This window comes from Flavobacterium sp. N2038 (genome assembly GCF_025947185.1).
Taxonomy (GTDB): domain Bacteria; phylum Bacteroidota; class Bacteroidia; order Flavobacteriales; family Flavobacteriaceae; genus Flavobacterium.
In genome coordinates this window covers 1,340,936-1,354,416 of record NZ_CP110001.1, presented here as the reverse complement: position 1 = coordinate 1,354,416, position 13,481 = coordinate 1,340,936, and the positions used below count along the sequence as shown (strand labels likewise).

Below are 13,481 nucleotides of genomic sequence, written 5' to 3'. Positions count from 1 at the left end.
TTAAAGAGATATTATATATCTCTAAATTGTTTTTGGTGATTCAGTTGCCAAATATCGTTTTTCTTTAGTGATTGCAAAAACAATTCGTTACTATTTCCTTCCCCAAAATCATTATCTGAAAACTGAACTTTGTGAGAATCTATTTTAAAAAGGGCTTCAAGAATGTCTTTTTCTGAATAATTGACATTGATAATATCTGCATGAACGGCTCTGTTTTGCTGGCGAGTCCCTATATTTATAATTGGAATTCCATAATAAGGAGCTTCGCGAATTCCGGCACTGCTGTTGCCAATTATAAATTGACTGTTTTTTAATAATGTTAGAAAATATTCGAATCGCAATGATGGAAAAATTCTGAATCTAGTATTCCCTTCCAATCTTTTAAATTCGTTAATTATGAATTGACTTCCTAAATCGTTGTTTGGAAAAATAACAATATAATTTCGATTATCTTTTAATAGACAGTCAACAAAAGTAACAGCATATTCTTTCATTGAATTAAATTCTGTCGTAACGGGATGAAACATTACAAGTGCATAATCATCAAAAGAAATCTGATAGTATTGTTTTGCTGTTTCAAGAGAAGGCAGATTATTAGAAAACATAATATCTATATCTGGCGAGCCAATAGTAAAAATAGATTCTTTCACTTCTCCCATTTGCAGTAACCTTTTTGCTGCTTGCTTATTTGACACAAAATGTACGTGACTTAGTTTACTTACACTATGACGAATTAATTCATCGACAGTTCCTGAAACTTCGCCGCCTTCAATATGAGCTACCAAAATATTGTTTAAAGATCCTACAATGGCGCCGGCAAGTGTTTCTACCCTATCACCATGCACCACAATCATATCAGGTTTTATGGTTTTGCAATAATTTGACAAACCTTCAATGGTTTTTGCCAATGTCAAATCCATTGTAGTTTCATGCGTATGATTTTCGAATGTAAAGACATTTTTAAAATTACATCGTTCAATTTCAATTAGCGTATACCCATAAATTTCCTGCAGATGCATTCCGGTAACGAAAACAAAAGCTTCAAAATCCTGCCGTTCTTCCAAGGTTTGAATAAGGGATTTTATTTTCCCGAAATCTGCACGGGTGCCGGTTAGAAATAATATTTTTTTTGTAGAATTACTCAAAATCAGTAAAATCTAATTGTTCATCATTTTCAATATCTCTTGCAGCAATTTTTCCAATTAAATCATTAAAGTGTTCTGCTAAAATTTTACCAGTCCCTGGACGTTTAACCCAAATATTTTCTTTAGATAAAATCTCTCCTTTTTTAATTGGTTTAATAGCGCAAACGGTAGCAAAAGCAAAGTCAATTGTAACTTGTTCTTCAAGAGCTGGTTTTTTAGTTCCTCCTCGCATTAAAGCAATTTCTGCACTTGAAACAATTAATTCACTACATGCTTTTTCATCCATACTGCAAATAATATCCGGACCTGTTCGCTGCATATGATCTGTAAAATGTCTTTCTAAAATACTAGCTCCAAGTGCTACCGCACCTAAACAAGCATTATTATTTAGAGTATGGTCGCTTAACCCAAATACTTTATCTGGAAAAGCTTCGTGAAGTTCTACCATTGCACCAAAACGAACTAAATGAATAGGCGTTGGATATAAGTTAGTTGTATGCAATAAAGCAACCGGAATATTATTTTTATCAAAAATCGAAACCGCTTTTCCGATACTTTCTATTGTATTCATACCTGTACTTAAAATTACAGGTTTTCCAAAAGAAGCGATATGTTCTAATAAGGGATAATTATTGCATTCTCCAGAACCAATTTTGTAGGCCGGAATATCAAATTTTTTCAAGCGTTCTGCCGCAGCTCTTGAAAAGGGAGTAGAAATAAAAATCATCCCTTTACTTTCAACATAGTTTTTCAATTCTAATTCTTCATCTTCATCTAGTGAACAGCGTTCCATGATTTCATAAATAGAAACATCTGCATTCCCTGGAATTACTTTTTTTGCTGCACCAGACATTTCATCTTCTACAATATGAGTCTGGTGTTTTACTACCTCAACTCCTGCTCTGTGTGCTGCATCAACCATTTCTTTGGCTACTTCTAAAGAACCTTCATGATTGATTCCGATTTCGGCAATAACTAATGGCGGAAAATCTGGTCCAATTTTACGCCCTGCAATTTCTATGTATGGGTTCATTATTTTCTAAAATTTGGGGTTTTATTGTTTTTGATAAAGATATCTCGCATAATCTAAATCATCCCGAGTATCGATATCAACTTGTGCAAAAATATGATTTACTTCGAATGGAAAAGCATTTTCTGAAATAATAATATTATTCAGAATTAAGGAAGCTTTTGTGATATATAATAATCCATTCTCAAAAAAAAGAGGCTCTAAGTCCTGGCTTCTTTGCCCAATAGAATAATTATAGGGTAAAAATCTATTGTCTTCAATTTTTCCCAATTTTTGATAATTTCTGGAAACCGTAAATAAACTGTCTAAATTTTCATTTTGATATTTTTCGAAAGTTTCATTTAATAAATCCCGAGGTCTCAACGGATTTGTAGGTTGTAATAAAACAACATTTTCTACATCTTCTGAATCAATGGATTCTAAAACATGTTTTAGAGCAGAAATTGTTGGTTCCATATCTCCTGAAATTGATTCTGGTCTGTCAATAATATTTACACCAAATTTTAAGGCAATTTGTTTGATTGCATCATTATCTGTGGAAACATATACTTCATCAATTATTGCTTTATTTTCTTTTGCATAAATAATGGAATGAACAATCAAAGGTAGATCACCTAAAATCTGAATATTTTTTTCAGGTATTCGTTTAGAACCTCCTCTTGCAGGAATTATAGCAATTGTTTTATTCATATATGCTAATTTTATTTTCAAAATCTTTAAAAAACAGAGGTTTTATTTTTTCTAATTCAGATTCAGAGTAATTCCACCATTGTAATTCTTCTATTTCTTGGATAATACTATCTGTAAATCTCTTTTTAATAATTTTTGCTGGAACACCTCCAACAATTGAATATGGCAATACATCCTTTGTTATTACTGAACCGGCTGCCAAAACCGCTCCGTTTCCAACAGTAACATTTCCGACAATTATTACATTGTGACCAATCCAGACATCATTACCAATGATTATTTTATTTTCTTGCCTAATACTTTTCAATTCACCATTAAATAAATTTTTGTTAATGTACGTTGACATATAATTAGTTGGATGATTTTTGGCAAATATTCCAACATCAACTCCTACTTGACAATATTTTCCAATTGTAACATCACCATGTATAAAATTATTATACCCTAATGTGCTCGCAAATCCAATTGTAACTTTACCTGAAAAATTACATCCATGAGGAACTGCATTATTACCTTCAAACACTACATTTTTTATTCCTCGAGAAAAACCTGAAAACACACTACTACCATTAATTTCTGGACTGTTTAAAATTTTAAACAATAATTTTTTGAATATTTTTTTCATTTCTCTTTATTGAATAAATCTTAATCCTCTTTTTGTTAATTTGAACGAAACATATCCAATGCTAAATTTCAACAACCATTTCAAGTATTCTAAACTAAAATTAAATGTTTTACCAATTAAATTTAAATATAACTCAATACATTTAGGATGCTTATATAAAACAATTAAATTTTGAACTTGATGTTTAAATAAGTAAAATTTTATTCGATCTGAAAGTTTGTTTTCCTTTTTTAAAGCCCCCACAATTTGTAAAATTGCTTTATGTCTGGATTCTGCTACGTTATAATCTGAATTTGATGAATTTGAGTTTTCGTGAATTCTATATAAAGCTAAATATTCATCAACAAGAAACAAATTCGGTTCTTCTATCAATCGTCTTATATGGAAATCCCGATCAAGCATTTTAAGAAGTCTCTCATTATACAAGATTTTATCTTGCAAAAAACTTCTTCTCCAAAGAATATCATGCATATACCAAGAGATATTTAAAGAAATAAAATCTTCAAGTAAATTGTTTGTTATTTTTGTCCTTAGTTCTTTTTTAATTATTTCTTTCTCATTATTGACCATTATAGTTTTTGAAAGTACTCCATCCACCTCTGGTTGATTTTGAAAAATTTCAATTTTTTTTTGTAAATAATCCGACAGAATCCAATCATCAGAATCTAAAGACATTATAAATTCTCCAAAGCTATTTTCTATTCCGTAGTTTCTACTCGCATTGGGGCCTTTTATTCTTTCTTCTGGTCTTTTAAAAAACCGTATTCTTTCATCGGTAGTATATTTAGCTACCACCTCTTCAGTATTATCAGAAGAACCGTCATCGACAATTATACACTCCCAATTTTCATAGGTTTGAGCTAAAACACTCTCTAGAGTTTCAGCTATTAGATTTGCTCTATTATAAGTTGCGATTACAATTGACACTAAATTTTTATGCCCCATCTATTTATAAAAATTAAATTTTCTTAAAACCCTAACAAAAAGACATCTGAAATTATACGGAATTAAAACATACACTCTCTTCGAACTTTCTAAATGTTCATGAATTTTGGATGCAAAAATTTCTTTTTCAAGAATCCAGTCTGGTAATGAATTACCCAAATGGTAAGCCGATGCTTTTAGTAGAGAAAGCCTATAATATCCCAGTTTATCAATCGGAATATCTAAAAAACTTAATTCACCCCCAGGAAAAACATAAATGGGTTTTTCTAAAGGAAGTTTTTTAAAAATTTCTTTTCTGTATACTGAAGCAAAATGTCCGGCCCCAATAACAGCTTTTGTTGTTTTTGTTTCTAAGTAGAACTGTTTTTCCTTCCAATTTTTAGTCTTGGTTACAAAAAAATTCTCCTTATTTATACCTGCTTCAAACAATTCTAACTCCTTATCTTTTACTACTTTGTCTTTTTTTACAAATAAAAATTCATTAGTAAAAAGAGAGTTATTGCAATAAAACGCTGTATTTGGGTCAGGTGTTAAACCTACAACCCCTGCGTTTTTAAAATTATTAAAAATTGACAAAGCTTCATTCTGCCAATTGGAAAAGAAAAAAACATCTGAATCTACTATTGCAATATAATCTTCATAACATCCTCTAGCTTCCTGAAGTATGGTGTAAATTTTTCCATAATTCTCACTACAGTGAATATGTTTATCAATTTCTTTATTAGCGAGTAATAAATTAATGTAATCTGTGACCTCTTTTTTACAATTATTATTAATTATTGTAATATTTGTTTTTTCAGCATCTATTGTATTTAATAGGGAGTATATACTCTTTTCAAAAACAGAAAAAGCATCCTTAAAATATCCCGCATTACCTTCAGGAATAAAAACAGGAATTATCACCCTAAAAGGTTTATACTCGAGCTTTTTAGAGTTTAATTTTTCCGGATTTTCGCCAATACGCATAATTTTTATCTCTTTATTTGAATTAAAACCCGTTTATTTTTTATTTCTTCTGTGCTTGAAAAGCATCTATTTTATCAAAAATCTCCTTATCTATACTCCTGTCAAATTTTCTTGCAAACAGCTTAGAATTTGGCTGTGAGATTAATTCGTCAAAATCTTCAGAAGTAAAGGTAACCGGCAAATCACAATTCTTTTTTTCCCAGTTAGCATAAGAAAGAAATGGCATTATTTTAATTTCATTTTTCTTTTCTATCAAATACATAATAATTGACTGAAAAAACATTTCATCTGGTAATAATGAATACGTATGATATCTTACATAATCCGGATGATCTTCAAGAAATGCAATAATTTTTTCAACTGTTGTCATTGACAAAGCCCACCATTGACTTCCTCCATAAGGCTGGATGTAATTAGGATATTTCCTCTTTTTTAAAATCTTCAAAATAAAATCAAAGCGACCTAATTTTATCAACCTATAAATTTTCTTAAAAGTCTTTTTTGTGAAAAACTCAGATTCCAAAATAGAACCAATTTGCACAAAATCTTCCTTTTTGCCAGATAGATTAAATTTATATTTTGTCATTCTATCTATTGACCAATACTTTGTTGGCAGAGAAAAAATATCTATAAAATCTTTTCCAATATTTGTTTTAAAATACAGTTTTATATCATCATTAGATTTAATTGGATAATCCTGACCGCTTAAGAGCACACAATAACCACTCCTTTTATCACTTAAAATCTGCTTTAAAGCATTTAATGTTGCTATAACAATTCCTAAATCTCCCCAAATTCCCTCTTCACGTTGAGCAACAAAACTTACATTCGGCAAATCATCTAATTCTTCAAAAAAAGGATCGATTAAAACATTCTTATCGATATGAACATAAAAAAAAGCATCTGGACATGTCAGTTTCTGAATCAATTTCTTTACTTGATTCGGATATCTATGCGCTAATATTATATAATTTATTGTCATGAATTAAGCGGTTGTGTCTCTTAAATTTTTATTGATTCCAATTGTCAGCTCTCCTTCATGAATAATTGAAAATCCATATTTATCAAGAATAGTATTAATTTCATCTCTGCATTCAAGCTCATCGTGAATTTCAATGGCTATACATTTTGTTTTATTCAAAAAATCTAAATCAGACTCAAACGAAGTAAATATTTGTTTTTCTGCTCCTTCGATATCAATTTTAAGAATATCTATATAATCAAAATTATTTTTTGACATTAGATCGTTAATTGTATATGATTGCATTGCATCTGAATCATTAGATTCTTCAACCCTAAATGACCAATCAGACCTATCTCTAAAATCATTTATTACTTTAATTTTTGTATTTGATGACCATATCGCACCATTAATTTTAATAAACTCAAAATTATCTTTTTCTTGTAAGTTATAATCCAGTACCTGAAAATTATCAGTATCAGGTTCTACAGCAACAATTTTGGCGCTTTGAAACTGATTGATAAAAAACAGAGATGTTAAACCAATATTACTTCCTGCATCAATAATATTTGGTGTATAATTTAATGGAAGCTTAAAATTTGTCCGATAACTAGTTACAACCGGAAGATATTCATTCGACACAACTACTTGATAAAAAACATCAAAATCACTAGAAGGAGTTTTTCTAAGTTTAACTCGTGCTGAAAACTTATCCTTAAATTCTGTGATATAATATTTACTGGTTTCTTCAATTAAAACACCATTAAATCTAACCAAATAATTATAATAAAGAGACAAATATTTCTCGGCCTGTGTTGTCTTACTATTTATCTTTTTCTTCAGCTTATAAATGATAAGTCTTGTCAGATTAATAAAATTTAATCTTTTCAAATTCTTAAATATTTTGGCTATTCTCATTTTAGTTTTGTACGGTTTTCTTTTTTTAACTTATTTTTTTGCTTTAAATTTTGAAATATAATTTTAGAAAATAATTAATTCTAACCCAAATTTCAAACTCACTAATTCTTATAGGATTTCTATTACCTACCAAGTTGTATCTTTTTATATGACTTTTTAACAACTTTACCTTCACAAAATAAAGAACAAATGGATTTCTAATTTTTATTTTCTGGGTTTGTTCCTATGCGCATTTAGTTACAAGTATTTTAAAATTCCTGATTTTACTTTTAATTCGAACCAAAAAAGTGAAGTATAACTTTGAAGAATTATACATAAAACGATAAAATTGACGAACCTTTAAAAATGCAGTTCTCTTATTATTCGATGAACTCATCCATTTATTATAATCTTGTTCTACTTGTTTTAAAAGCAAAATCCATTTTTTTTGAATTTCATTCCGCACAAATTTATTTTTATGCTTTTCAAATTCTTCAAGTTGCCCTATAGGATCATATTTTTTCTCGACAATTTGCAAGATTAATACCTTCAATTCTGAAATATTTCGAACTAATGGGATTGTAACATAATTATTATGAAAATAAACCGAACTTGAATCATATCCTGAAACAACGGGAACTCCAGCTAATAAAGAATTAGTAATCTTTAAATAAGGTTTAAAATAATATTTTTCATTATCGAAACTTCTAAAACAAAAAGAAAGATCAGAATCTGAAAAATCGTTCCATGATTCAGGTTCAGCCTTTATCTTTAATTCTAAATTATTATTTTTTAAAAACATATTGAAATCATCCGAAATAACTTCTTTAGGAATATTTTCAATATTCCCATGAAATGATATGGTTTTTAAATCTCTTTTTCGCGAAATTTCACGTGGAATCATATTATGTTGTGGCCAACCACAGATAAATTTTGTTTTACTAAATCCAAATAGAAAATCCGTAATTAATTTAGGAAAAAGGAAAAATTTATCCTGATAAGGGTTGTGTACTATATGCCATTGAGCATAAGAATGTCTACCAGAATCTATATGCAAACACAAAAAAAATTGATTAATAGTTGGTTTTATTTTGGCAGGAAAATATCTTCTATGAAAAACAATAACTCCTTCTAAAGGTATTTCTGGGCCAATAGTAATTTCTTCAAATTCCATTTTTAAAGCAAAGAAAGTTGTTGTTATCCAATGATCTAAACCATCATTTGGGCTGAAATTTAATTCATCAATCGATCCTATTAAATTATGATGATAAAAATGTATTTTCATAAGCACTATCGGTTGGAAGAAGTTAATACATAATATTTACCGATTATATGATTTGAGATTTAATCATTTATAATCTGATAAAAAGTCATTTAACTCATTTCACTTATCTTTTAATTAAAATAAAAAGCAATAATTTTAATACCTTAACTATAAAAAACTAAAAATGATCTAATTTGTTTAAAACAAGTCATTTTTTCAAATTCTTAAATATTTTGGTTATTCTCACTTTAGTATTGTATAGTTTTCTTTTTTACTTTAAATTTTTTTCGCTTTAAATTTTGAAATATATTTTTAGAAAGTAATTAATTCTAAACCAAATTTCAAATTCACTAATTATTATAGGATTTCTATCATCAGCCATATTCCACCTTTTCACATAACTCTTTAGTAATCTGATTTTTACAAAATAAAGAACAAATGGATTTCTAATTTTCATTTGTCTAAAATTATGATACATTTTACTTTCAATTCCAATATACTTTTCAAGTTGAAGCGAAAGTCGCTCTGGATCATCATATTCTCTATAAAAAGCTAATGGCTCGTTAATGTAATGTATTTTATGTCTGTAAAACATACGCTGATAAAAATCAATATCTTCCCCAACCTTAATCATTTCATCAAACATTAAATCTTCTCTAAAAACCTTTCTTCTAATTAGAGGAGTTGGAGATTTTACAACCCAAACACCTAGTGCGTTCCAAAAAACATATCCTGAACGTTTACTAATTTTATTTTTAGCAGCTCCATAATATTTCCCTGTAGGTTTTCCATTTTCATCCACGACAGTGACAGAACTATGAACACAATCAACAGAAGGGTTTTCGAGTACTATTTTTACCTGTTTCTTTATTTTTGAACTTTCCCAAAAATCATCATCGTCTAAAAAAGCTATGTATTCACCTTTAGCTAGCTGGATTCCGTAATTTCTTGCAGAAGACAAGCCACCGTTTACCTTGAAATGATAAGTGCAATTCGAGAATTTATTGCAGATTTCTTGCGCATAATTATTTGCTGACCCATCATCTATTACTAAAATCTCAATTTCCGAATAAGATTGATTCGAGACCGATCGAATAGCTGTTTCCAAATATTCTTTTCGGTTATATGTTGGAATAATAACGGTAACTAAAGGCCAAATCATCTTCGTAAAAGTTTCGAAACAAAAAATTGTATCAATTTATAAAAATATAACACTTTTAGGTTTTTACCCGCCTGGATCTTTTGAATGCTTGTAGTATTCAAAAAATCTTTTTTATGACTCCAAATATAATATTTGATATAATGATTTATAAAATATTCGTAATCCTTTTCTTTTCCAAAATAATTCAGATATTTTGCTTTTTCATGATAAATAGTTTCTAATTTATTTTTCTGTAAAAACGATGATGTTGACCCTTCATGTCTTCGAAAAAAATTCAAATTTTTATTTAGAAATGCAAAAGAATTATTTTGAAGCAAATAAGACCATAAAAAAATATCAGAGCACAATCTATTATTAAATATTTCTGATGGAATTGCAAACTGCGGTTTTCTGAAAACAACAGAACTCCCATTGGTTATATAAGTATTAAAAGGCATTCGCTCTAAAAAAATATTTTTATTAATAATTCTATATTTATTTTTTTCAACGGCTAAATCCTGAGTCCTATTTGCCGAATTATAAATGGTTTTATTATTCTCAATATAATTACTACCACAAAAAACCAAAGCTGTTTCTTGATTAAATTCTAAAATCTCAACCAATTCTTCCAGAAATTCCGGTTCAGAAAAATCATCCGTTTCTGCAATCCAAATATATTCGGTATCCGCTAATTCTATTCCTTTTTGCCATGAAAAATAACCACTTCCGGAATTTTTCTCATTGACAATAAAGCATTTCACTTTAAAGTCTGCATTTTGTTTTAGAAAACTTGATATTATCTGTACACTATCATCTTTAGATTGATCATCAATTATAATCGCTTCCCAATTTTTGTATGTTTGATTAAGTATACTTTTTAACCTTTCTAACAAAAATTCACTGTGATTATAACTTGGTAATATTATCGAAACTCTAGACATTAAATTTAAATTTAGTTTTTAATGTGTAGATTTTTAATTTCATTATTTTATAATTCAATTTGTCAAAAGGTCTATGACGTATATTAAACAACCATAACCTCAAAGGTACCATTCTATGATACAGACACAATTCTAAAAATTTTTTTAAGGCTAAAGATCCTAAGTTCTTATTTTTATGATCAATGCTTTTTGGCAGTTTATTTTTATACAAATCATGAAATTTAATAACTCCATTTATAAAATCTAAATTCGTATTTCCATTAGAAAAATGCTCTATTAAAATCTGATCGGTTACTACAATTTGATATCCTTTTTCTAAAATATCAACACTAATACCTAAATCGTAACAATGAAAACCAGAAATTTTTTCATTAAACTGAACTCCTGTATTTTTTTTAAGTGCTATAAAAACACCGTCAATTGCTACAACTTTTTCCATGTGATTTTCGATAAAACCCAGTTTTAAATGACTTTTTGGTTTATTTGGATAATGCTGAATCAAATTAATATTTAAAAGCTCTTCTTTTGTATGCCAAAACGCACTCGGAAACTTACTTTTATATTTAGTCCCGGCAACTCCAATCAGTCCAAGCTTAGAATTTGAATCGAAAATATCGACAAGAATCTGCCCCCAATTTACGGTATGAAAAAGAACATCTTCATGAACGAACAACAAATACTCAAATTTTGATTTTTGAATTCCGATATTATAAGATTTCACAATAGCTAAATTTTCTACCGAATTATCAATCTTTATAATTTCATATTCAGTTATACCAATAGTTTCTTCAATACTTTTATGTATTTTAGTATAAAGGCTAATATCTCTGGAACAAATAATTATTGAAATCATTTTTTTATTAGGAAAAATTTATAGACTACAACTCTTTAGTTTTGAACTTGATAACTCTTTTAAAGAAAAATTGCCCAATTTTCAACACCCCAATCTTTTTTAGCCCTTTTTTTAGCAATATTCCGGATTGATAACTTTTTGATCTTTTAACTGCATTCAAATTATTTCTAAACAATTTAGCCGAATTAAAATATCGCGTCATTAAATCGACCGAAAACTTATAGTATTCGTCATAAGTCAATATTTGCTTTAATGGGTCTAAAATTTTGATTTGATTATCATCGGCACCAATCGTATTCATTCTTCCTGAAGGATTAATTCTATAGTAAGCCAACGGCAGATCAATAAAGCTATATCCGGGGTTTGTTTTTAAAATAGCAATCCATACAATCCAATCCTCCTGAGCTGATAAATTTTCGGGGAATTTTATATTCTCAAACAGCTTTATATCAAAAAAACCGCATTGCAGCTGAATCGAGAATAAATTGTACAAAAAATTTTCAAGTGTAAATGATTTTTCCGTCAATTCACAAAATGGCGGTAAAATTTCCTTAGAATTGGCCGATATCATTTTAAAATTTGAAATAACGACTTGTTTTTTTACTTCATCAGACTTAAGTATTTCATCTACAGAAAATTGTATTTTTTTTTCATCCAAAAGATCATCTGAATCTAAAAATTGAAGATACATTCCGGAAGCCTTTGAAATACCAAAATTTCTTGTACTACTTACACCACTATTTTTTTTATAATAATATTTGAACCTACTGTCTTTAGCTTCCCATGATTTGGCAATTTCTTCAGTATTATCAGTACTGCCATCATTAACAATTATGCATTCCCAAGTGATATAAGTTTGCAGATAAACAGACTGAAGCGTCTCATTTATAAATTTACCCTGATTGTAACAAGGAATAATTATAGAAACTAATGGATTCATTTTGTGTTTATCAAATTATTAAAAAAAGAGTCATATTCTTTGGCAATTTTGTTCGGCATAAATACTTTCTTTTTCTCTAAGTAATCATTAGTTTTAAAAGAGAATTCAATTTTTGGATCTAACTGAATTTTAATAACCTCTTCAAAATTATTTTTTTTTAAATCCAGTACTGGAAAATTAAACAAATCTGCAATTTCTGTCAAATTACCAACCTTAGGTATTATCATTGGCTTATCAAAGGTTAATCCTAAATAAAGGTTACCTGAGTTTAAATTTTTTATTCTTGGTATGATTACCAAGGATGATTTTTCGACTAAGTCTACCATATATTTATGGTCTAAAAACGTGTATCCAAAAAAGTAATCTTTCTTTTGCAGTGGATAACAGAATATTCGTTCGACCACGGCTCTGTAAATTTTCCTAAAACGATAAGGAAAATAGGAAGGCATATTTATAAACTGAAACATAGTTGGTACTACAAGAAATTTATTCTTAACCGGTATTTTATTAAAAATTTTAAAAACCAGTTTTGCTTCATCAGCAGATCTAAGAGCACCAATAACTGTAACTATATACTTTTCTTTTAGATTTATTTTAAGTTCTTTCGAGAAACTTTCCGTTTTATAATTCTCTGTCAAACTAGCATATAATGGATGATAAATTACCACATGTGAACAGTTTTCAGAAAACAGATGTTTGAATTTTTCAAAAGAATAATTCCCTAAATGTATAACAGCATCAACATGTCTTTGAATTAACCTAAATAAATTTATAAATTTATTTTCCCGGTCATAATGTGATTCTATATCGTTTAGAGTAAACACAATCTTAGAATGTTTTTTCCAGAGCAATAACTCCCTTTCTAAATCTATTAACTCATCTTCTGTAGGCCTTTTCCAGTTAAAGATCGCTTCGGGAAAATGTATATTAACAATTTTAAAACTGCTTTTATATTCATTTATATTTCCAAAGATAAATTTACTATCCGAAAAACGAATAATTTCTTCCAAATAAATGTTATTAACGTTTTGATGCGGAACAAATACTTCCATAAACTTTATCCTTCTATTCCAAAATAAAAAA

The 13,481-nt window shown here is 28.6% G+C and carries 14 protein-coding genes; all 14 read right to left on the bottom strand.

Annotated features, from left to right (window positions below; all coding sequences use genetic code 11):
* Window positions 1-11: 11 nt before the first annotated feature.
* Window positions 12-1,145, bottom strand: a complete 1,134-nt coding sequence (gene neuC, locus OLM51_RS06120) for a UDP-N-acetylglucosamine 2-epimerase (RefSeq protein WP_264553470.1) — start codon at window positions 1,143-1,145, stop codon at window positions 12-14.
* Window positions 1,138-2,178: an N-acetylneuraminate synthase gene (gene neuB, locus OLM51_RS06115; protein WP_264553469.1), complete on the bottom strand. Its 1,041-nt coding sequence runs from the start codon at window positions 2,176-2,178 to the stop codon at window positions 1,138-1,140. The genes neuC and neuB overlap by 8 nt, the downstream gene beginning before the upstream one ends.
* A gap of 21 nt (window positions 2,179-2,199) precedes the next feature.
* Window positions 2,200-2,865, bottom strand: coding sequence for a cytidylyltransferase domain-containing protein (locus OLM51_RS06110; RefSeq protein ID WP_264553468.1), 666 nt, complete (start codon window positions 2,863-2,865; stop codon window positions 2,200-2,202).
* Window positions 2,858-3,490, bottom strand: a complete 633-nt coding sequence (locus OLM51_RS06105; RefSeq protein ID WP_264553467.1) for a CatB-related O-acetyltransferase — start codon at window positions 3,488-3,490, stop codon at window positions 2,858-2,860. Before OLM51_RS06105 ends, OLM51_RS06110 begins: the two co-directional genes overlap by 8 nt.
* A 6-nt stretch (window positions 3,491-3,496) precedes the next feature.
* Complete coding sequence (locus OLM51_RS06100; protein WP_264553466.1) at window positions 3,497-4,435, bottom strand: glycosyltransferase family 2 protein; 939 nt, start codon at window positions 4,433-4,435, stop codon at window positions 3,497-3,499.
* A complete protein-coding gene (locus OLM51_RS06095) occupies window positions 4,436-5,401 on the bottom strand; it encodes a glycosyltransferase family A protein (protein WP_264553465.1) in 966 nt (321 codons plus the stop codon).
* Window positions 5,402-5,441: 40 nt separating this feature from the next.
* Window positions 5,442-6,383, bottom strand: a complete 942-nt coding sequence (locus tag OLM51_RS06090; RefSeq protein WP_264553464.1) for a beta-1,6-N-acetylglucosaminyltransferase — start codon at window positions 6,381-6,383, stop codon at window positions 5,442-5,444.
* Between the two features lie 3 nt (window positions 6,384-6,386).
* The gene (locus OLM51_RS06085) at window positions 6,387-7,280 is read right to left on the bottom strand and encodes an FkbM family methyltransferase (RefSeq protein ID WP_264553463.1); all 894 of its coding nucleotides are present in this window, start codon (window positions 7,278-7,280) and stop codon (window positions 6,387-6,389) included.
* Window positions 7,281-7,503: 223 nt separating this feature from the next.
* Window positions 7,504-8,544 (bottom strand): hypothetical protein, encoded by a 1,041-nt coding sequence (locus OLM51_RS06080; protein WP_264553462.1) that lies wholly within the window; start codon window positions 8,542-8,544, stop codon window positions 7,504-7,506.
* A 271-nt stretch (window positions 8,545-8,815) separates the two neighbouring features.
* Window positions 8,816-9,685: a glycosyltransferase family 2 protein gene (locus OLM51_RS06075; RefSeq protein ID WP_264553461.1), complete on the bottom strand. Its 870-nt coding sequence runs from the start codon at window positions 9,683-9,685 to the stop codon at window positions 8,816-8,818.
* Entirely contained in the window at window positions 9,682-10,605 is a 924-nt protein-coding gene (locus OLM51_RS06070) for a glycosyltransferase family 2 protein (protein ID WP_264553460.1), read from the bottom strand. Before OLM51_RS06070 ends, OLM51_RS06075 begins: the two co-directional genes overlap by 4 nt.
* Window positions 10,598-11,458: a glycosyltransferase family protein gene (locus tag OLM51_RS06065; protein WP_264553459.1), complete on the bottom strand. Its 861-nt coding sequence runs from the start codon at window positions 11,456-11,458 to the stop codon at window positions 10,598-10,600. Before OLM51_RS06065 ends, OLM51_RS06070 begins: the two co-directional genes overlap by 8 nt.
* A gap of 25 nt (window positions 11,459-11,483) precedes the next feature.
* Window positions 11,484-12,398, bottom strand: coding sequence for a glycosyltransferase family 2 protein (locus OLM51_RS06060; protein WP_264553458.1), 915 nt, complete (start codon window positions 12,396-12,398; stop codon window positions 11,484-11,486).
* Window positions 12,395-13,450 (bottom strand): hypothetical protein, encoded by a 1,056-nt coding sequence (locus OLM51_RS06055; protein WP_264553457.1) that lies wholly within the window; start codon window positions 13,448-13,450, stop codon window positions 12,395-12,397. Before OLM51_RS06055 ends, OLM51_RS06060 begins: the two co-directional genes overlap by 4 nt.
* Window positions 13,451-13,481 lie beyond the last annotated feature (31 nt).

Excerpts from the sequence above, each read along its gene's own strand:
- neuB (WP_264553469.1), bottom strand. The coding sequence starts at position 2,178 with ATGAACCCATACATAGAAATTGCAGGGCGTAAAATTGGACCAGATTTT.
- OLM51_RS06060 (WP_264553458.1), bottom strand. The coding sequence starts at position 12,398 with ATGAATCCATTAGTTTCTATAATTATTCCTTGTTACAATCAGGGTAAA.
- OLM51_RS06110 (WP_264553468.1), bottom strand. The coding sequence starts at position 2,865 with ATGAATAAAACAATTGCTATAATTCCTGCAAGAGGAGGTTCTAAACGA.
- OLM51_RS06080 (WP_264553462.1), bottom strand. The coding sequence starts at position 8,544 with ATGAAAATACATTTTTATCATCATAATTTAATAGGATCGATTGATGAA.
- OLM51_RS06075 (WP_264553461.1), bottom strand. The coding sequence starts at position 9,685 with ATGATTTGGCCTTTAGTTACCGTTATTATTCCAACATATAACCGAAAA.
- OLM51_RS06055 (WP_264553457.1), bottom strand. The coding sequence starts at position 13,450 with ATGGAAGTATTTGTTCCGCATCAAAACGTTAATAACATTTATTTGGAA.
- OLM51_RS06105 (WP_264553467.1), bottom strand. The coding sequence starts at position 3,490 with ATGAAAAAAATATTCAAAAAATTATTGTTTAAAATTTTAAACAGTCCA.
- OLM51_RS06095 (WP_264553465.1), bottom strand. The coding sequence starts at position 5,401 with ATGCGTATTGGCGAAAATCCGGAAAAATTAAACTCTAAAAAGCTCGAG.
- OLM51_RS06085 (WP_264553463.1), bottom strand. The coding sequence starts at position 7,280 with ATGAGAATAGCCAAAATATTTAAGAATTTGAAAAGATTAAATTTTATT.
- OLM51_RS06065 (WP_264553459.1), bottom strand. The coding sequence starts at position 11,458 with ATGATTTCAATAATTATTTGTTCCAGAGATATTAGCCTTTATACTAAA.
- OLM51_RS06090 (WP_264553464.1), bottom strand. The coding sequence starts at position 6,383 with ATGACAATAAATTATATAATATTAGCGCATAGATATCCGAATCAAGTA.
- OLM51_RS06100 (WP_264553466.1), bottom strand. The coding sequence starts at position 4,435 with ATGGGGCATAAAAATTTAGTGTCAATTGTAATCGCAACTTATAATAGA.
- OLM51_RS06070 (WP_264553460.1), bottom strand. The coding sequence starts at position 10,605 with ATGTCTAGAGTTTCGATAATATTACCAAGTTATAATCACAGTGAATTT.